Raw genomic sequence first — 21049 nt, 5'->3', positions numbered from 1 at the left:
GAAGAGCTCACGATCAGGTCTCGGCGCGGGCGGCGGCGAGCATGCTCTCGATGGTGATCAGCTTCGTGCGGGTGCGACCGGCCGCCCTGCCGCCGGCCCGCTCCGTCTTGTCGATCCGCTGCCAGCCCTGGAAGTCGACGGCGTCCGGCGCGCGCTCGGCGATGAGCCGGTCGAGGCCCTCACGGTCGGCGGGTGCGTCGAGCCGACCGGCGGAGAAGTCGTCGATGAGCATCCTGACCGTCTCCGCGGAGCAGTACTTGTTGGTGCCGATCACGCCCGTCGGCCCCCGCTTGATCCATCCCGCCACGTACACACCGGGCACCGGCGCGCCGGTCTCCGGATCGATCACCCGCCCGTTCTCGTTGGGGATGACGCCACGGCGGTCGTCGAACGGGACACCGGCCACCGGTCGACCGCGATAACCGATCGAGCGCAGCACCAGGCGGGTGTCCAGCGTCGAGGTGTCGTCGGAGGGTTTGGCACCGAGCCTGCCGGACGCGTCCGCGACCAACTCGTTCTTCGCGATCCGCACCGCGTCGACGGTGTCGGTGCCCAGAATTTCCACGGGCGAGGTCAGGAAGCGCAGCACGATCCGTTTCTTCGCCGGATCGGCCGTACGTCGGGCGAACTCCTCGACCTGCTTCACCTTGAGGCGCTGCCACGGCTCCGCCTCGTCACCGTCGACGAACGCGCGGCTCGCCGGGTCGAGCACCGCTTCCTCCGGGTCGACGACGACGTCCACGTTCGGCATGCGCCCGAGCGCCAGCAGTTCGGGGTTGGTGTACGCGGCCTGGGCCGGGCCCCGGCGTCCGAGGATGACGACCTCACGGATGTTGCTCGCCCGCAACGCTTCGAGGGCGTGGTCGGCGAGATCCGTCTTGGCCAGGATCTCCGGGTCGGTGACCAGGATGCGGGCCACGTCGAGAGCCACGTTGCCGTTGCCGACGATGACGGCCCGCTCCCCCGACAGATCGAACGTGCGGTCGGCGTAGTCGGGGTGTCCGTTGTACCAGGCGACGAACTCGGTGGCGGCGTGGCTGCCGACGAGGTCCTCGCCGGGAATGCCCAATTCGCGGTCGCCTGCCGCGCCGACCGCGTAGATGACGGCGTGGTGGTGGGCGAGCAGTTCGTCGTGGGTCACGTCCGTGCCCACGTTCACGTTGAAGTGGCAGTGCACCGTCCGCTTGCCGACCACCGAGCGGAACTGGTCCGTGACGCCCTTGGTGCCCGGATGATCCGGGGCCACGCCGGCACGCACCAGCCCGTACGGGGTAGGCAGACGGTCGAAGATGTCGACCTCGACGCGGGGCTTCGCCGTCAGTTCCATCGCGGCGTAGCACGCGGCCGGACCCGACCCGACGACCGCGACGTGGAGCGTGCCGAGGGCTGCGTCGATCTGCGGCAGCTTGAGCGGCTCGGGCCAGTCGGGGCCGATGGGGTGTTTGGTGTAGTACTGCGCGTTGATGTCGAGGTACGGCTCGTCGACCTCGTCGAGGTCGTTCTCCGCGTAGATGGCCTCCACCGGGCACTCCTCGACGCAGGCCCCGCAGTCGATGCAGGTGTCCGGGTCGATGTACAGCATTTCCGTGGTGGCGAACGGCTTCTCGTCCGGTGTGGGATGGATGCAATTGACCGGACAGACGTCGACGCACGAAGCGTCGTTGCAGCACGGCTGCGTGATCACATATGCCACGGTTCTCCCCTACCTGAGTACGCGCAGTCCGACGTCGGAATATGACCCCAGACTATAACGTGTTCCACTTTTGTGCGAGAACCGTGCGCGGGGTCAGACCGCGTCGCCGGGCTCGACCCTGAATCCGACCTTCACGGTGACCTGGTAGTGCGCAATGGCACCGTTTTCGACGTGGCCCCTGGTCTCGACGACCTCGAACCACTCGACGTTCCGCACGGTGTCGTTGGTCCGTGCGATGGCGTTCTTGATCGCCGCGTCGGTGCTCTCGGGCGACGAACCGACAACCTCGACGACCCGGTACACGTGATTACTCATCTGGATTCCTTTCGTGGTTACTTGCCGTTCCGGACGATCGCCTGCGCCTCGGCACCGAGCCGGGCCAGACGAAGATCACCGAGCGCCGTGAGGGAACTGCCGAGCCGGTTGGTGACGAACCCCAGCGACAGTCCGCTGTCGAGGTCCGCGTACGCACCGGAGCCGCCGACCCCGTAGTGCCCGATCGCGTTGTGCGGCTGCTCCCGGGACGCGAAGATCGGCCGGTGGTAGCCGAGGGACCACAGCGGCCGGATACCGAGGACGTAGTCGCGGTCGCGGGTCTGCACCTCCGACATCTGGGCGATGGTGGACTTGCGCAGGAACCGGCGGCCGTCCAGCCTGCCCCCGTTGGCGATGGCGCCGCGCGAGTGCCCGCGCGCTGAACACGCCGTTCCAGCCGGGCATCACCGCGTCGTGCACCGCGGGGTTCCGGACCAGCGCGTCGAATCCCTGCGGCATCGCGGCCTCGGCGAGCCCACGGGTGGGGCCGACGAGCGAGAGCACGTTCGAGGTGAGCTCCCAGTTGAGTCCGGCCGGGTTGATGTGCGGGAACAGCTTCGCGATCCGTGGACGGTGCTGTCCGGGAACCTGATACCAGAAGTCGTCGACGCCGAGCGGTCCCGCGATTTCGTCCTGCACGACCTGGACGAACGGCTTCCCGGTGACGCGGGCGATCAGTTCGGCCACCAGCCACCCGTAGGTGACGGCGTGGTACCCGGGGCCGCGCAGCCTGCGCGGGTCCGCGGGGGCCGCCGCCAGGGCCTCCACGACAGCGTCGTATTCGAGGAGATCGAGCGGGCTCCGCATCAGCCCCCGGACCTTGTGCAGTCCCGCCCGGTGGGTGAGGAGTTCGCGGACGGTGACGGCATCCTTGCCTGCCGCGCCGAACTCGGGCCAGTAGCGCGCGACGGGGGCGTCGTAGTCGAGCAGCCGGCGTTCCGCGAGACGGTGGACAACGGTGCTGGCCACGCCTTTTCCGGTCGAGAACGACAGTGCGACGGTGTCGCGGTCCCATCGGCGGTCGCGGTCTGCCCAGCCCGCCCAGATGTCGAGGACCTTCTCGCCCCGGAAGTACGCGGTGAGCGCTCCACCGCCGTGCTGAGGCTGCCGGTACATCGCGAAGAACCGGTCGGCGAGCGGCAGGAATCGCGGATCGACGTGCAGTTCCGTCCGTGGCACGGACGCGGGCCGGGAAACTCGAACGCTGGTCGTCATCGACCACCTCCGATCTCGCTGCCGTATGTCCTACGGCAGGTGCGTCAGCCCATTGTGACTACCGTCACCATACGACGCGGACCGGGGTGCCGTTCAGGGAAGCCGCCACACTGTTATGCCGTCACTCAGACACGCTTGACCTGCAAGGAAATTGATCGCGAGCGACGGTCCGGCGGCGCACACCACGCCCTTGGCCGGATCCGCGACGAGCGCCTGCCCGCCGGGACCGCTCAGCACCAGCGCGGGACCGGCACTGTCGACCGTTCCGATGGCGACGCTCTCGGGCCCGACCGCGACCGCGGCGACGGCGCCGCGGCGCGCCTCGGCCGCGCCGACACCGCCGCCCAGTCCGGCACCGAGCGCCGCGCCCGCGTGGGCCGCGTCGGCGAAACCGACACCGTCGGTGCCGAAGGCCGCCGAGTTGCTGCTCGTGTCGGCGTTGGCCCCGCACGCCGTGCGGTCGACGATCGTCGTGTCACCCCGGCCCGGTGGTGACACACAGGACAGGGAGACGGCCGACGCGGTGGCAGGCGTGATCATCAGGGTCCCGAGTGCCGTCGCGACGACACCGAGGACGAATCCGAAAGTACCGACCGTCTTACGTTCCATGGCGACCTCACATTGTTCCCGACCCGACCGTCCCGAGCCTACGTGAGCGCCGGCTATTTGCGGTCTCGGTCCCGACTCGGTTGCACCCGCTTTGGTTCTCCCGGCATTTTGGGGTAATTGGGTGGGTACGGGAGATCGCCGAGGCCGTTCGCGGTGTCCCGTTCCGCCATCTCCAGCAGCACGTCGAGGGATTGCGCCACGTCACCCATGGTCGCCATGGGGTCGCCGCGTTTCTCGAGCAGAGCGGGCACCGTCGCGATGGTGAAGTCGTCGGGGTGGACGTCGACCAGTTCGTCCCACGTGACCGGCGTCGACACGGTCGCGATCGGCGTCTTGCGGGCCGAGTACGCGGACGCGATGGTCTTGTCCCGGGCGTTCTGGTTGAAGTCGAGGAAGATGCGTTCGCCGCGTTCCTCCTTCCACCAGGACGTGGTGGCCCGGTCGCCGCTGCGCCGCTCGATCTCCCGGGCCAGGGCGATGCCCGCGCGCCGCACCTCGATGAAATCCCAGCGCGGCTCGATGCGGAGATACACGTGCAGGCCGCGGCCGCCCGAGGTCTTGGGGTAGCCGATCAGACCGAGTTCGTCCAGCAGCGGCCGGAGCACGTCCAGCGCGACCGCCCGGGCGTCGTCGAATCCGGTGCCGGGCTGCGGATCCAGGTCGATGCGCAGTTCGTCGGGGTGATCGACGTCCGGGCACCGGACCGCCCACGGGTGGAACGTGATGTTGCCCAGGTTCGCCGCCCACACGATGTTCGCGGCGCTGCGCACCCGGAGCACGTCGGCCTTGCGGCCGGACGGGAACGTGACCTCGCACGAGTCGACGTGGTCGGGGCGCTTCGCGGGCACCCGCTTCTGGTAGATCTCCTCGCCCTCGACCCCGTCCGGGAACCGTTGCAGGTGCGTCGGCCGATCGAACAGGGCACCCAGCAGCGCACCGTTGAGAGCCACCGTCCGGTAGTACTCCACCAGGTGCCGTTTCGTGCCGCCGTCGGCACCGAGTTTCGGGTAGTAGATCTTGTCGGGACTCGACAGCCGCACGGCGACGCCGTCGACGTCGAGTTCTTCGGCAGGACTCGCCATCTAGGAACCTCCGGCCAGGACGTCGGCAAGGTCGTATCGCACCGGGACCTCCAATTGTTGGAACGTGCACTCGTCGGGCGTCCGGTCCGGGCGCCAGCGCAGGAACCGCGCGGCGTGCCGGAACCGGGCACCCTCCATCTGGTCGTACGCCACCTCGACGACGCGTTCGGGTCGCAGCGGCACCCAGGTGCGGTCGTTGCCCGACTGCCACCGCGTCGGCGCACCGTCCGCGACGACGTCGTCGCCGACGCGCAGTTCGTCGAGTTCGGCGAGCAGTTCGATACGTCGCGCCGCCGTGAACGCCGAGGCACCGCCGACCATCGCCATCTGGTCGCCGTCGTACAGTCCGAGCAGCATCGACCCGATCCCCGGCTGGCTCTTGTGCGGCCGGTATCCGATGACGACGCAGTCGGCGGTGCGGGCGTGCTTCACCTTCACCATTTCCCGCTTGTTCGGCAGGTACGGGCCGACCAGCTTCTTCGCCACCACCCCGTCGAGGCCGGCCCCCTCGAACGCCTCGAACCACTCGGTGGCCGTCGCACTGGATTCGGTGGCCGCGGTGACGTGGCAGGAGGGCCCGCCGCCGATGGTGTCGACGAGTTGCGCGCGGCGCACGGAGAAGTCCTCCCGGCTGAGGTCGCGGTCGCCCAGCGCCAGCAGATCGAACGCGACGAACTGGGCCGGGGTCTTCTCCGCCAGCATCGTCACCCGGCTCTCCGCGGGATGAATGCGCTCCGACAACGACTCCCAGTCGAGGCGGGTGCGGCCGTCGATGTTGCGCGGGACGACGAGTTCGCCGTCCACCACGCACCGCTCGGGCAGTTCGTCCTTCACGGCGCGGACGAGTTCGGGAAAGTACCGGGCCAAGTCTTTTCCGCCGCGGGAACCGAGCACCACCTCGTCGCCGTCACGGAAGACGAGGACGCGGAATCCGTCCCATTTGGGTTCGTACGACCAGGCGAGCCCGGACTCCGGTTGCGCCGGAACGGACGACGCAGCCTTCGCGAGCATCGGTTGTAACGGGGGCATCACGGGGAGGTCCACCCGTCCATACTGTCACCACGATTGGCAAATCGGACAGCGATGTAATCAAATAATGCGCGACACGGCAATCGCGGTGGACACGGTCGAGGTGGCAACGGTCATCTCAGAGGCACGGGTGACGGGACGTCACCCGACGGAGGGGTTCAGACATGACAGGGTTAGTTCGGCGGGTGTGTACCGCGGTCGTCGCGTTGTCGGCGACGGCAGTTCTGGTGGCAGGGTGCGGTTCGGACACGACGCCCACCGCGGTGCCGGAGTCGGGTGCCTCCGCGGCCACCTCGTCCGGCGAATCGACCACCGTGATCGACGGGCAGGAAGGCGAGGACGCGGGCGGCGATGTCGACTTCGAGGTCGCGATCGGTGAGTGCGTGAAGCTCGGCGGCACCGTCACCGACGCCGAGATCGACAAGGCGGTGTGCGGCAGCCCCGATTCCAACTACAAGGTGATCGCGAAGGCCGCGAAGAACAGCCAGTGCATCAGCGACGCCGACTCGTACTACTACGAAACCCTCGGCGGCATCGAGCAGGGTGCGATCTGCCTGGACGTGGACTGGGTGATCGGCGGCTGTATGGACGTCGGTGGCGAGGACCCGGCGCGCATCGAATGCAACGACACGACGGCGGTCGACGGTGTGAAGGTGACGGAGATCGTGCAGGGCGCCGCGTCCGTGGATTCGTGCAGCACGTCGTCGAACGGCTACGAGTACTCCGAACGCAAGTTCGTCGTCTGCGTCGACGAACTCTGACGGCGGGCGCAGGCCGGCTGCGGGTTCCGCCCGCAGCCGGCCTCGCTCACAACCAGCCCCGGCGTTTGAAGATCGTGTACAGCCCGGCGCAGGTGAGCATCATCAGCGACAGGGCGAACGGATACCCACCGGCCCAGTGCAGTTCCGGCATGTGGTCGAAGTTCATGCCGTACACGGTTCCGATCAGGGTGGGCGCGAAGAGGATCGCCGCCCACGCCGACACCTTCTTGATCTCCTCGTTCTGCGCGTAACTGGCCTGGGTCAGGTTACGCATCTCCTCGTTCTGTTCCTGCGACACCAGCGTGGCGTTGACGGTGAGGATGTTCCCGAGCAGCTGACGGAACCCGTCCGCCCGCTCCACGACGACCGTCGCGTGGTCGGTGACGTCCCGCAGGTAACGCTGCAGTTCCTCGTCGGTGTTGTACTTCTCGAAACCCTGCGACAACCCCCGCAGCATTCCGAGCAACGGCCTTGTGGCCCGCTGGAATTCGATGACCTCGCGGGTCAGCTCGTAAATGCGCCGCGAGACGCCCGGCGCTCCGCTGAACACCTCGGTCTCGATCTCGTCGATGTCGTTCTGCAGACCGGCGACCACCGGCGCGTACCCGTCGACCACCGCGTCGAGGATGGCGTAGAGAACGGCCTCGGGTCCGAGCCGGAGCAGGTCCGGGTTGCTCTCCATCCGCCTGCGGACCGCCGACAGGTCGGGAGATTCGCTGTGCCGGACCGTGAGCACGAACGTCGGGCCGCAGAAGACGTGCAGCTCACCGAATTCGACGCGCTCGGTCTCGTCGCAGTACCGCGCGGCGCGGAGCACAACGAACAGCGTCTTGCCGTACCGCTCGAGCTTGGGCCGCTGGTGGGCGACGATGGCGTCCTCGACGGCCAGCTCGTGCAGATCGAATTGCTTTGCCGCCGCGTACAACTGGGCGTCGTTGGGCCGGTACATCCCGATCCACGCCATCGACGACGAGTCCGGCAGGTTCTCGAGGGCCTCCGACAGGGTCGCCGGGGTGGCCGTCTTCCGGCCGTCGCGGTAGACGGCACTGTTGACGACGGTTTCCTCGGCCGGCGTCGGCTCGAGGGGTCGCCGGGGGGCCGCGTGACCGGCGGCGGCGTCGGACAGACCGGCGGAACGGCTGGGCAGGAGGGAACGGATCGGGCGCAGCTGAGGCATGGCACGGAGCTTTCGAGGAAAGGTGGGCAGCGCGGAACTGCGCTGAGGAACACGGACCGTGAAACCGTGCACCTACCGGTGGAACGGTTTCAGTTGGTACTCGGAGGTCGGCTTCTCATCGGATGCCACACCTCCTTGCTCTCTCGAAAAGGCAGCTCACGACGTGGGCGAACTGCAGACCGCACGACACGATACTCCTGGCGACCGGCGGCGACAACCTGGGATCCCCGCCGTGTCGGTCCCCGATCCGGCGCCCGCCGCGGCAGATACTGGGCGCGCACCGAATCATCACCGAGAGGCCCCCATGACCAGCTGGTCGGACAGACCGATCTGCGCGTTCGATCTGGAGACGACGGGGCCCGACCCCACCGACGCCCGCATCGTCTCCGCGTGCATCGCCGTCGTCGACGCTCACCACTTCGAGTCGCGCACCTGGCTGCTCGACCCGGAGGTCCCCATCCCGCAGGGCGCGTCGGACGTGCACGGAATCTCCACGGAGTACGCCCGGGCCCACGGGCAGGACTACGCCACCGGGTACCGCGAGATCCGCGACGCCCTGTACGACGCGTGGACCCGGGACCACGCCGTCGTCGCGTTCAACGCCTCCTACGACCTGACCGTCATGCACACCGAGGGTCTGCGGCTCGGACTGCCCGAACTCGTACACGGCATCGTGGTCGACCCCTACGTCATCGACCGCGAGATGGACCGGTACCGGAAGGGCAGGCGCACCCTCGGTGCGGTGTGCGAGCACTACGGCATCGCGCTGGAGGACGCCCACGAGGCGGAGGCCGACGCGCTCGCCGCCGCACACCTCGCCCGGACGCTGGCGCAGGAGTACCCCAATCTGCGGGCCCTCGACATCATGACCCATCAGGCCGACTGGCACGCGGAACGGCAGCGCGACTTCGTCGACTACCTCGTCCGGCAGGGGCGCGACGCGTCGGACGTCAACGGCGAGTGGCCGATTCGCGGACTCCCCCGTTCCGCATCGCCTGACCGGGTCACGGGCCGTCGGAGAGCGCGCGCGAGAGCACCGGCCCGATGACGGCGAGGGACTGCGGCTCGATCATGTCGTTGTGCCCGCAGTCCACGGGCCGCGCATCGATCCGGCCGGTGACGAGCGGCCGCCATTCGTCCGCCGAGCGGGCGCGGGTGGTCCCGTCGCCGTCGCCGGTCGCGGAGAAGATGAGCAGGTCCCCGTCGTAGGCGCGGGGCACGAAGTGGTGCGCGAGCCACCGGGAGTTCTCGTAGCCGGCGGAGATCCGCTCGAGGTCGCGTCCCCGCACACCGGTCTCGGTGCCGAACGACTCGTCGATCAACCGCGCAGCGTGCTCGTACGTCATCTCGGCGTCCGGGTCCGCCTGGAGCCCGAGCCCACGCAGGAGGTCCCGGATGTCCAGCCGGCCGGAGGGCGGTTCCTCACCGCCCACGGGGTAGCTGTCCATCACGGCCAGTGTGCCGACCTGTTCTCCCGACGCCTGTAGTTCGACCGCCATGGCGTGTGCGATGACCCCGCCGAGCGACCAGCCGAGCAGGTCGTACGGACCGGTGGGCTGGATGGCCCGCATCTCGTCGAGGTAGCGGTGCGCCAACTGCTCGATCGTCCGGTAGTCGCCGTCGCCGCTGATCGTGGGCAGTTGCAGCCCGTACGCGGGCCGGTCCGGCGGGAGGTACTGCACCAGACCGGCGTACCCCCAGGACAGCCCGATTCCCGGATGCACGCAGAACAGAGGCCGGCCGCTGCCGTGCGCGCGCAACGGAATCACCACGGCAAGTGCCTCTTCCAGCCCGGCGCTCCGGTGCGGAAGGTCGAGTCGGCCGGCGATCCCCGCCGGGGTCGGGTCGAGGAACATCCATTGCAGTGGAACCCGCCGGTCCAGTTCGGCCTGTAGTGCGCTGACGATCCGCGTGGCGAGGAGGGAGTTTCCGCCGAGGTCGAAGAAGCTGTCGGCGGTGCCCACCCGGTCCAGCCCGAGCACCGACGCGAAGACGTCCACGACGATGCGTTCCGTCTCCGTGGCCGGGGCCCGGAACGCGGCGCCGGTGGAGCCGAACTCCGGTGCCGGCAACGCCTTCCGGTCGAGTTTGCCCACCGGGGTCATCGGTATCCGATCGAGCACGACCACCGCAGACGGCACCATGTGGGCGGGCAGGCGTTCGGCCGCGTAGGTGCGCAGTCCCGCGGGCTGGACCTCCTGCCCGTCGTGACCGCGCACATACGAGGCGAGCACGGTGTCGCCGGACGGGCCGGTGTGACCGACGGTGGCGGCGAAGGCCACCGCAGGGTGCCTGCCGAGCACGGCGTCGATCTCCCCGAGTTCGATGCGGAAGCCACGGACCTTGACCTGGAAGTCGCTGCGGCCCAGATACTCCAGGGTGTGGTCGCGTCGCCAGCGCACCACGTCGCCGGTCCGGTACATCCGGCACCCCGGCTCCCCGAAGTTGCAGGCCACGAATCGTTCCGAGGTGAGGTCCGGCCGGTTGTGATACCCGCGTGCCGTACCCGGTCCGGCGATGTACAGCTCGCCGGGCACCCCGGCCGGCACCGGCTGCAGCCGCTCGTCGAGGACGAGGAACGCGAATCCCAGTGCGGGCGAGCCGATGTTCACACTCTCGCCGGGGCGCATCGGGGCGCTGACACTCGCCTGGATGGTGGTCTCCGTGGGCCCGTATCCGCTGTGCAGGCTCCGGCCCGGCGCCCACCGCGCGACCACCTCCGGCGGGCACGCCTCGCCCACCAGGTCGAGGACGCGGAGCGCATCGAGTCCGTCGTTGTCGAGCGCCGCCAGCGCGGTCGGGGTGATGGTCGCGTGCGTCACCTGCTCGCGGCGGAACAGGTCGGCCAGTTCGCTGCCCCCGAGGACCGCCGGCGGCACGATCACGACCTGCGCCGACGCGCTGAACGCCATCATCAGCTCGAACACGGACGCGTCGAAACTCGGGGACGCCAGTTGCGACACCCGGGACTCGTGGGAGACCTGGAACCGTTCGTGCGTCTCCGCGGTGAAATCGGCCATCCCCCGGTGGGTGACGGTGACGCCCTTCGGTCTGCCGGTCGACCCCGACGTGTAGATGAGATAAGCCGGGTGGGCGAGGTGCAACGGACCCGTCCGGTCCGCGTCGGTGACCGGCGCGGGCGACACCGCCGCCACCTGCGCGGTGACCTCCTCGTCGTCGAGCATCAGCCACGGGACGGTGTCCGGCAGGTCGCCGCGGCGACTTCGCACGGTGAGGCCGAGTGCGGCCCGGCAATCGGTGAGCATGTAGTCGATGCGCTCGCGCGGATACGTGGGGTCGACGGGCACGAACGCCGCACCGGCCTTGGTGATCGACCAGATCGCGACGACCGACTCGATCGAGCGGGGCATTCCGACGGCCACGAACGTCTCCGGTCCCACCCCACGGCCGCGCAGGATCCGCGCCCACCGGTTGGACCACTCGTCGAGTTCGCGGTAGCTGACCCGCCGGTCCTCGTAGGACAGGGCCACCGAGTCCGGGTCGAATGCGGCGGCAGCCGTGAGCAGGTCGGGCCACAACTGCGGTCGCACGTCCGGCCCGCCACGGGCCGGCGCCATCGCCCGCAGTTCTGTCTCGTCGAGCAGGGGAAGGTCCCCGACCGGGCGGTCGGGGTTCGCGGTGACGGCGTCGAGGATCCGCACGAACCGGTCGGCGAACCCGCGGACGGTGCCGGCGTCGAAGAGGTCGGTGGCGAAGTCGACGGCGCCGCTCATCCCCGCCGGTGCACCGTCCGCGCCGAACTCCTCCGCCAGCAGGAATTCGAGATCCACCTTGACGACGGCGAGCCCGGAGTCGATGCCGCGGACGTCCAGCCCCGGCAGCGTCAGGACCGGCCGCTCGGTGTTCTGAAATTCCAGCGAGACCTGGGCGAGCGGCGCGAACGCCGTCGATCGGGTCGGGCCGACCGCGTCCACCACCCGCTCGAAGGGGACGTCGGCGTGCGCGAAGGCCGCGAGGTCGACGTCCCGGCAGTGCCCGGCCAGGGCGGTGAACGACGCGGCCGGGTCCACCCGGGTGCGGAGCGCGAGCGTGCCCACGAACATGCCGACGAGACCGTCGAGTGCGGGGTCTCCCCGGCCGGCGACCGGGGTGCCGACCGCGACGTCCGGGGTGCCGCCGAGTCGGCTGAGCAGCACCGCCAACGCTGCGTGCACGGTCATGAACTCGGTGGAGCCGAGACGTCGCGACAGTTCCCGGATGCGCCGATGCAGGTCGCCGTCGACGGAGAAGTGGACGCGCGCACCGCGGAAGGACTGCTGGGACGGCCGGTCCCGATCGGTGGGCAGTTCCAGGAGGTCGGGCGTACCGGCCAGCGCGGTCGTCCAGTAGTCGAGCTGCCTCGACAGCAGCGACTCGGGGTCGTCGTCCGAACCGAGCAGTTCCCGCTGCCACAGGGCGTAATCGGCGTACTGCACCGGGAGCGGCGCCCAGTCGGGCGCGGCGCCGGACGCGCGGGCGCCGTATGCCGCCATCACGTCGCGCACCAGCGGGCCCATCGAGAACCCGTCCGCCGAGATGTGGTGCACCACCACGGCGAGGACGTACTCGGTGGCGCTCAGCGAATACAGCCCGGCCCGCAGCGGAAGCTCCACGGTGACATCGAAACCCGCCGAGACGAGCCGGGAAACCTCGTCGCGGACGTGCTCTTCCGTGACGGTGACGGGGATCAGCGCGGGCACCGCGCCCGCGGCGGGCAGGATCTGCTGCACCGGCCAGTCCCCGCGGACCGGGAACATCGTGCGCAACGACTCGTGCCGGGCGAGGACGTCGGTGAGTGCCGAGTTCAGCGCTCCCACATCGAGATCCCCGCTCAGTGTCACCACGATCGGGATGTTGTAGGCGGCCGAGGTGGTGTCGAGCTGGTTGACGAACCACATCCGCTGCTGCGCGAACGACAGCGGGATGTCGTCGGGCCGGATGCGGGCCGCCGTGAGCACTGGGCGGCCGGACGGCCCCGCCCCGGACTGCGCGATCCGCTCCGCCAGCGCCGCGACCGTGGGCGCCTCGAACAGGTCTCGCACCCCGCAGTCGACGCCGAGCGACGCGCGCAGCCGCGCCGTGACCCGGGTGGCGCTGAGGGAGTTGCCGCCGAGGTCGAAGAAGTCGGCGTCGGCGCCGACCCGCCCGAGTGCCAGTACGTCCGCGAAGACACCCGCGACCGCTTCCTCGAGCGGACCGGCCGGAACCCGGTAGTGCCCCGCCCCGGCCAGCAGGTCGGGCTCCGGCAGTGCCGCACGGTCCAGCTTGCCGACGGCCGTCAGCGGGATGCGCTCCAGCACCGTGATCGAGGTGGGCACCATGTGCGGCGGCAGGCGGTCCGCCAGGTGCCGCGTGAGTTCGGCGGTGTCGAGGGAGGAACCCGAGGACGGTACGACATAGGACACCAGCAGGGTGTCACCCGCGGGACCGCGGTGCGCGAGGGTGGCCGCGAATCCGACGTTCGGCTCCGACATCAGCGTGCCGTCGACCTCGCCGAGTTCGATGCGGAATCCGCGCACCTTGACCTGGAAGTCGGTGCGGCCCACGTACTCGATGCTGTGGTCCGGCGTCCACCGCACGATGTCCCCGGTCCGGTACATCCGCTCACCGGGCCGGAACGGGTCGGCGACGAACCGTTCGGCGGTCAGCGCCGGGCGGCGGTGGTAGCCGCGGGCCGGGCCCGCCCCGGCGAGATACAGCTCGCCCGCGACACCCACGGGGACCGGTTGCAGCCGGGTGTCGAGCACGAGTTCCGTCACGCCGCGGATCGGTCCGCCGATGGTGATGGGTTCTCCGGGGACCATCGGTGCGCTGATGTTGGACATGATCGTGGTCTCGGTCGGTCCGTACGCGTTGTACAGGCGGCGGCCGGGGGCCCAGCGGGCGACGACTTCGGGTGGGCACGCCTCCCCGCCGAACACCAGGTCCGTGAGATGCGTCAGACCGGCAGGGTCGAGCGACGCCAACGCGGCGGTGGTGATGAACGCGTGCGTCACGTTGCGGTCGGCCAGCAGCCGTGCGAGTTCGTCGCCGCCGAACACGGTGGGCGGCGCGATCACCATCGTCGCGCCGGCGCCGAACGCCTGGAGATACTCGAACACCGACCCGTCGAAGCTCGGCGTGGAGAAGTGCAGCGTGCGGGATCGCGGTGTCGCACCGAAACGTTCGAGTTGGTCGAGGGCGAAGTTGTCCAGACCGCGGTGGGTGACCACCACCCCCTTGGGCAGCCCGGTGGAGCCCGACGTGTAGACGGCGTACGCGGCGGTGTCCAGCGTGACCGGACCGCTCCGGTCGGCGTCGGTCACCGCCGCCCCCGGATACTCGGCGCACTCGATCGCGAAGCCGGGTTCGTCGAGGAGCAGCCAGTCGGCGTCGCCCGGGAGCCGGTTCCGGTGCTCGGTCGTGGTCAGGCCGAGCGTGACTCCCGAATCGACGAGCATGTGGGTGATGCGCTCGTCGGGGTAGTTCGGATCGACCGGCACGAACGCGGCACCGGACTTCGCCACCGCCCACACCGACAGCACCGAATCGAGGGACCGCGGAATCCCGATGGCCACGAACGTCTCCGGGCCCGCCCCGCGCGCGATGAGGGCGCGGGCCAGGCGATTCGAGTGCTCGTCCAGCTCTCCGTACGTCACGTCGACGTCCCCGTAGGACAGGGCGACCGCGTGCGGGTCGAGCGCGGCACCATCCTCGAGAATCTGCGGCAGCGTGCGGGTCGATCCGCCCGGACGGCCGCGGACCGGCACCAGTTCGGTGCGCTCCCGGTCCGTCAGCAGCGACAGCGCCGCCAGCGGCCGGTCCGGACGGGTACAGGCGTCGAGCACCCGGATCACCCGCCCGGCGAGGTCGGCGACGGTGTCCGCGTCGAAGACGTCCGGGAGGTACTCGAATTTCAGGTGCAGCCGGGCGTCGACCGACGCCACCAGGCTCAGTGGGTAATGGGCGGCGTCCCGCGCGTCCACGCCGGTGACGCGCATGCCTGCGATGTCGGTGTCGGTGGTGAGCCCGGCGCGATCCACGGGGTACGACTCGAACACCGTCAACGTGTCGAACCCGGCCTCCGGCCCCGCCGCGCCCTGAATCTCGGACAGGCCCAGGTAGTGATGATCGAGCAACGCCGCCTGCTCGGCCTGCACCCGTTCCAGCAGGGCGCCGACGGTCTCGCCGGGACGCAGCCCGATCCGGACGGGCAGCGTGTTGATGAACATCCCGACCATCGTCTCGATGCCCGCCAACTCGGGAGGCCGTCCCGACACGGTGGCACCGAACAGCACGTCGTCGCGGGCGGTCGACGCGCCCAGCACGATTCCCCACGAGACCTGGACGAGCGTGTTCACGGTCAGCCCCCGCGACCGCGCGACGTCCCGCAACCGGGCGGTGGATTGCTCGTCGAGGTCGAAGACGAACTCGTCGGACATCGTGGACAACCGGTGACCGCGGTCCGGCGGGGCCAGCAACGTCGGCCCCTCCACCCCGGCGAGGGCCCGGGCCCACACCTCACGGGAGGCGTCCTGATCGCGGCGGGCGGCCCACGCCAGGTAGTCGCGGTACCCGCGGATGCGGGGCAGCGGCGACGCGTCCCCGCCGGTGGCGTACAGCGTCAGCAACTCCCGGATCAGCAACGGCATCGACCAGCCGTCGAGCAGGATGTGATGGTTCGTCGACACCAGCCGGTACCGGTTCGGCCCGGTCGCGATCAGCTGAAACCGGATCAGCGGGGCGCGCGTCATGTCGAACGGGCGGACCCGGTCGTCGGCCAGCAGCCGCGCGATCTCGGACGCCGCGGCATCCTCGTCCAGAGCCGTCAGGTCGACGTCGAGCCAGGGTGCCTCCGCCCGTCGCCGGATCACCTGAACGGCGTTGCCGTCGGTGTCCCGGAGGAATCCGGCGCGCAGGTTGTCGTGCCGGGCCAGCAACGCATCGGCCGCGCGGCGCAGTCGAACCGGATCCACGGCGCCGTCGAGTTCGAGGCTCACCTGCACCAGGTAGGCGTCGAGGGAGTCGTCGGCGAGTTCGGCGTGGAAGAGCATGCCGGACTGCAGCGGCGACAGCGGCCACACGTCCGTCAGGTCCGGGCAACGGCGTTCGAGCGCCTCGATCGCGTCCTGCCGCAGTGCGACGAGATCGAGGTCCGACGGCGTGAACCCGGTGCCGCCCGACTCCGTGTGGGTTCCGAGGGCCGCGAGGGCCTGCAGCCACAGCTGAGCGAGTTCCTCGACCTCCGCGCGGGTGAGGACCTCCGGCGGGTACGTCCACGTCGAACGCAGCTCGGGGCCGTCACCCGCGTCGACGGTCATCGCGTTGACGTCGACGACGGCCGCGACCGGAACCGCCGGGTCCTCGCGCAGTCCGGGCTCGTCGACCGGCATCCACCCCTCCGCGGTCTCCGTGGCGGCCGCGCCCATCCTGCCGAGGTAGTTGAAGCTGACCTGAGGCATCGGCAGCGCCGAAAGAGACTGTGCTGTATCGTCGTTCAAGTACCGGAGCAGCCCGAACCCGATGCCGTGGTCCGGAACGGCGAGCAGTTGCTCCTTCACCGACTTGAGCGCGGTTCCCGCGGACGGGCCCCCGGCGAACGCGTCGTCGAGGTCCACCCCGCTCAGCTCGAGTCGCACGGGGAAGATCGTGGTGAACCAGCCGATGGTGCGCGCGAGATCGGCGCCGGGCACCACCTGCTCTTCACGACCGTGGCCTTCGAGCCCGACGAGCGCGCCGGGGACGTCGATGCCGCGGCGTCGACGCCACCGCGTCAGCGCCATCGCCAGTGCCGTCAGCAGGGCATCCGCCACACCGCCGTGGAACGCCCGCGGCACGGTCGTCGACAGCGTCTCGGTCAACGACGCCGGAACGCGCACCGCGACGTCCGCGGCGGTGGCGGCGGTGTCCGCGGCGGTCAGCGGGCGTGACCCCAGCAACGGGTCGGGTGCGTCCAGCATCGTGCGCCACAGGTCGAGTTCGGCGGCGCGCCGGGGCTCACGCGCGGCGTCGGCGAGCCCGTGCGCCCACCGGCGCATCGACGTCCCCGGCCGCTCCAGCACCGGTGCCCTGCCGGACTGCAGTTGCGCGCACGCCGCGGCGAGGTCGGGGATCAGGATCCGCCAGGACACCCCGTCCATCGCGAGGTGATGCACGACGATCAGCACGCGAGGAGGACGTACGCCCCCGCCGAACCAGACCGCCTGCACCATCACGCCCGACTCCGGGTCGAGTCGATCGAGGGCGCTGTCGAATTCGGCGCCGACGTCGTCCGCTCGCGCCCGTCGCAGGACGGTCGCCGCCCGCACCGCCCCCTCGGCCGCCGCCTCCATCGACCAGCCCGCCTCGGAGCGGGACGTGCGGGACAACCGCGCCCGCAACACGTCGTGCCGGTCCAGCACGGCCTGCACGGCCTGCGTCAGGGTGTCTTCGGTCATCCCCGCCGGAAGGGTGAACACCGCGGACTGCGCGTAACGGCGGAAATCCCCGCCCCTGGCGAGCATCCACCGCACGATCGGCGTCAGCGCGATCTCACCGATCCCACCCCCGGGCAACTCGTCGAGAACCACGGCCGCGTCGTCCGTGCCGGCTGTCGCGGCCAGCGCGGCAACGGTCTTGCGCTCGAACACGTCCCGCGGCGAGATCAGGACCCCGGCGGCCTTGGCGCGGGTGACCAACTGGATCGACATGATCGAGTCGCCGCCGAGCGCGAAGAACGAGTCGTCCACACCCACCGAGCCGAGGCCCAGGACCTCCGCGAACAGGTCGGCGAGGATGCGTTCCGTCTCGGTGACCGGTCCGCGACCCGCGGTAACCCGTTGACCGAAGTCCGGTTCGGGCAGCGCTTTCCGATCGAGTTTGCCGTTCACCGTCAGTGGCATGCCGCCCAGCACCACCACCGCCGCCGGCACCATGTGCGACGCCAGTCGCTCCGCGGCCGCGTCGAGGACCACGGCCGGGTCGATCGCGGCGCCGGCCTCCGGCACCACATATCCCACCAACCGGTCGCCGCGGGCCGTCACCGCCGCCTGCGCCACCCCCTCGCTCGCGAGCAGGGCCGACTCCACCTCCCCCAGTTCGATCCGGTATCCCTTCACCTGCACCTGGAGGTCGTTGCGGCCGAGGTACTCCAGCTGTCCGTGCGCGTTCCACCTGCCCAGATCGCCGGACCGGTACATCCGGGCGCCGGGCACGAACGGGTCGGCGACGAATCGGCCGGACGTGAGGGCGGGCCGGCCGAGGTAGCCGCGCGAGACCTGCGCCCCGCAGACGTACATCTCCCCGACCACTCCCGGCGGCACCGGGTGGAGTCGTCCGTCGAGCACGTACACGCGCAGTCCGGGCAGGCCCCGGCCGATCAGCGACCCGGACGCCTCCCGGGCGAGGTCCCGGTCGACCGGCAGGTGGGTGACGTGCACCGTCGTTTCCGTGATGCCGTACATGTTCGCCAGCACCGGCGCGGTGTCGCCCCGGCGGGCGTACCAGCGCCGCAGCTGCCCGAAGTCGAGGGCCTCCCCACCGAAGATCACGTACCGCAGCGACAGCGCGGGACCACCGGCGAGGCGATCGGCCTCCGCCAATTGGTAGAAGGCCGTGGGGGTTTGGTTAACAACGGTGACGTGTTCGGCGCGCAGGAGTTCGAGGAACTTCTCGGGTGAGCGCGCCGTGAAGTAGTCGACCGGCACCAGCCGGCCGCCGTGGGCGAGCGCTCCCCACATCTCCCACACCGAGAAGTCGAATGCGGCGGAATGGAACATGGTCCACACGTCGGCCGGTCCGAATCCGAACAGCGTCTGCGTGTTCGCCACCAGCGTGACGACGTTGCGGTGTGAGACCTGCACGCCCTTCGGCTGCCCGGTGGAACCGGACGTGTAGATCACGTATGCCACGGAGTCCAGATGCAGCGGAGTGCGGCGGTCGTCGTCCGTCACCGGAAGCGGCGACAGCGGCTGCAGCGCGGTCACCGTCGCGGGGTCGTCCACCACGACCACCGGCACCCCGGCGCCGCGGAAGGTCTCGGCGTCCGCGGTCGTGGTGAGCACACACCCCGGCCGGGCGTCGCCGAGCAGGAAGGCCAGCCGGTCGGCAGGCGAGTCCACATCCACCGGGAGGTAACCGGCGCCCGACTTCACCACCGCCACCAGCGCCACGACGAGGTCGACCGACCGCGTCATCCCCACCGCCACCAGCGTTTCCGCGCCCGCGCCCCGCGCCACCAGCAGTCGTGCGAGCCGGTTGGCCCGCTCGTCGAGTTCCCGGTACGTCACCGACGATCCTTCGCAGCGCACCGCGACGGCCTCGGCCTCGGCCGCCGCCGCACGATCGAACAGGTCCACCAGCGACAGCGGTGCGACGTCGGTCCCCGGCCGATGCGCGGAGGTGAGCACGAGCCCTCGTTCGGGCGCATCCAGGATGTCGATGTCCCCGACCGGCGCGGCCGGGTCGGTGGTCACGGCCTCGAGCACCCGCACGAAGCGCTCGGCGAACCCCTCCACCGACGCACGGTCGAGGACGTCCGTCGCGTAGCGGACACCGGCGCTGACCCCGGCGGGCACACCCTGCTCGTCGACCCGCTCCACCAGGCTCAGTTGCAGGTCGAATTTCGCGACGTCCAGATCGACATCGACCGATCGGGCGGTCAGCCCGGGCAGTTCCAGGTGTGTGCGGGTGGCGTTCTGGAATTCGAGCAACACCTGGAACAGCGGTGAGTGCGCGGTGGACCGCTCGGGTGCGAGTTCGTCGACGAGCCGCTCGAACGGCAGGTCGGCGTGCTCGAACGCACCGAGGTCCACCGACCGCACACCGGTGAGCAACTCGGTGAACGACGATCCCGCGGGCACCGGCGTGCGGAGCACCAGCGTGTTGACGAACATCCCCACCACGTCGTCGAGTGCGGCGTGGCCGCGGCCCGCGATCGGGGTTCCCAGCACGACGTCTTCCGATCCCGTCACTCTCGCCAGCAGCACGGCCAAGGCTGCGTGCACCACCATGAACAGCGTCGAATTGCTCTGGCGCGCAATGTCGGTCAAGGACTCGTGGACGTCGGGTGGGATGTCGAACGGCACGACGGCCCCCAGGTGGGACCGCTGCGCGGGCCGCGGCCGGTCCAGGGGCAGCGGCAGCACGTCCGGAATGCCCGACAACGTCCGGGTCCAGTAGCCGAGCAGGCCGGAGATCATCGAATCGGGTTGCTCGTCGGTGCCCAGTGCCTCGCGCTGCCACAGGCCGTAGTCGGCGTACTGCACGGGCAGCGGCGCCCAGCCGGGGGCATGACCCTGTGCCCGTGCGGTGTAGGCGAGCATCACGTCCCGCGCCAGGGGCGCCATCGAGAAGCCGTCGGCCGCGATGTGGTGCACGACGAGGGCGAGGACGTGCCGCTCGGGAGCGAGTCGCACCAGTCGCACCCGAATCGGAACATCCTCGGTGACGTCGAATCCGGCGCCGAAGAACGCGGTGAGGGACTCCCGGAGCGCTCCTTCGGCGACCGGGACCGGTTCGAGGCCGGGGGTGACGAGCGCGGAATCGGCGATCATCTGCCGGGGGCCGTCCGCGGAACCGGGAAACACGGTCCGAAGCGATTCGTGCCGCTCCAGGACGTCGCCGAGTGCCGCGCGCAGTGCGTCCAGATCGAGCGCCCCGTCCAGTTGCAGCGCGACCGGGATGTTGTAGGCCGGTGAGGCGGTGTCGAACTGGTTGACGAACCACATGCGCTGTTGCGCGAGGGACAGCGGAATCCGCTCGGGCCGCGGCCTCGCGGTGAGCGCCGGGGACGTCGAACTCGTCATCACGTCCGAGTCGATCCGGGCGGCGAGATCGGCCACGACGGGTGCGTCGAACAGCGCAGCGACACCCAGATCCGTGTCCAGCGCACTGTTGATGCGTCCCACCGCCCGGGTAGCGCTGAGAGAGTCGCCGCCGAGGTCGAGGAAGCTGTCGTCGGCGCCGACGCGGTCGATACCGAGGACGGCTGCGAAGGCCGACGCGACCGCTTCCTCCGCGGGGGTCGTCGGCACGCGGTACCCGCGGGTGGTCGTGCCGAAGTCGGGTGTCGGCAACGCCTTCCGATCGAGCTTCCCGTTCACCGTCACCGGCAACTCCGCCAACACCACCACCACCGACGGCACCATGAACCCCGGCACGACCGCCGCCACCGACTCCCGCACCGCCCGCTCGTCCACCACCGCACCCG

At 70.2% G+C, this 21049-nt stretch carries 9 protein-coding genes and 1 pseudogene (1 of these 10 running past the window's edge); 2 read left to right on the top strand and 8 right to left on the bottom strand.

What is annotated here, in order from left to right:
• Positions 1–13: 13 nt before the first annotated feature.
• The 6 genes and pseudogenes from ROP_RS25695 to ROP_RS25670 form a co-directional block, all read right to left on the bottom strand.
• Positions 14–1693, bottom strand: a complete 1680-nt coding sequence (locus ROP_RS25695; protein WP_015888927.1) for an FAD-dependent oxidoreductase — start codon at positions 1691–1693, stop codon at positions 14–16.
• 93 nt (positions 1694–1786) lie between these two features.
• Positions 1787–2008, bottom strand: coding sequence for a dodecin (locus ROP_RS25690; protein WP_015888926.1), 222 nt, complete (start codon positions 2006–2008; stop codon positions 1787–1789).
• A gap of 17 nt (positions 2009–2025) precedes the next feature.
• Positions 2026–3223: pseudogene (locus ROP_RS25685) on the bottom strand (serine hydrolase domain-containing protein).
• A gap of 93 nt (positions 3224–3316) precedes the next feature.
• Positions 3317–3832: a DUF6764 family protein gene (locus ROP_RS25680; RefSeq protein ID WP_015888923.1), complete on the bottom strand. Its 516-nt coding sequence runs from the start codon at positions 3830–3832 to the stop codon at positions 3317–3319.
• Positions 3833–3885: 53 nt separating this feature from the next.
• Entirely contained in the window at positions 3886–4914 is a 1029-nt protein-coding gene (locus ROP_RS25675; protein ID WP_015888922.1) for a DNA polymerase domain-containing protein, read from the bottom strand.
• Positions 4915–5958: an ATP-dependent DNA ligase gene (locus ROP_RS25670; RefSeq protein ID WP_015888921.1), complete on the bottom strand. Its 1044-nt coding sequence runs from the start codon at positions 5956–5958 to the stop codon at positions 4915–4917.
• A 149-nt stretch (positions 5959–6107) separates the two neighbouring features.
• Between ROP_RS25670 and lppU the strand changes: the two genes are divergently transcribed.
• Positions 6108–6704 carry an LppU family putative lipoprotein gene (gene lppU, locus ROP_RS25665; protein ID WP_015888920.1) on the top strand — a complete coding sequence of 199 codons (597 nt, stop codon included), beginning with the start codon at positions 6108–6110 and terminating at the stop codon, positions 6702–6704.
• 46 nt (positions 6705–6750) lie between these two features.
• Here lppU and ROP_RS25660 read toward each other — a convergent pair whose 3' ends face one another.
• The gene (locus ROP_RS25660) at positions 6751–7881 is read right to left on the bottom strand and encodes a magnesium and cobalt transport protein CorA (protein WP_015888919.1); all 1131 of its coding nucleotides are present in this window, start codon (positions 7879–7881) and stop codon (positions 6751–6753) included.
• A 304-nt stretch (positions 7882–8185) separates the two neighbouring features.
• Here ROP_RS25660 and ROP_RS25655 point away from each other — a divergent pair, with 304 nt between their 5' ends.
• Entirely contained in the window at positions 8186–8929 is a 744-nt protein-coding gene (locus ROP_RS25655) for a 3'-5' exonuclease (protein WP_015888918.1), read from the top strand.
• Here ROP_RS25655 and ROP_RS25650 read toward each other — a convergent pair.
• Positions 8886–21049 carry the final stretch of a non-ribosomal peptide synthase/polyketide synthase gene (locus ROP_RS25650; protein ID WP_015888917.1) on the bottom strand. The gene runs 14419 nt beyond the window's last position, so the window shows 12164 of its 26583 coding nt (coding positions 14420–26583); its start codon lies off the right edge, out of view; the stop codon is at positions 8886–8888. The genes ROP_RS25655 and ROP_RS25650 overlap by 44 nt on opposite strands.

The sequence above is a fragment of the Rhodococcus opacus B4 genome, assembly GCF_000010805.1.
Classification (GTDB): Bacteria; Actinomycetota; Actinomycetes; order Mycobacteriales; family Mycobacteriaceae; genus Rhodococcus_F; species Rhodococcus_F opacus_C.
This window is presented reverse-complemented; position numbering and strand designations above follow the sequence as displayed.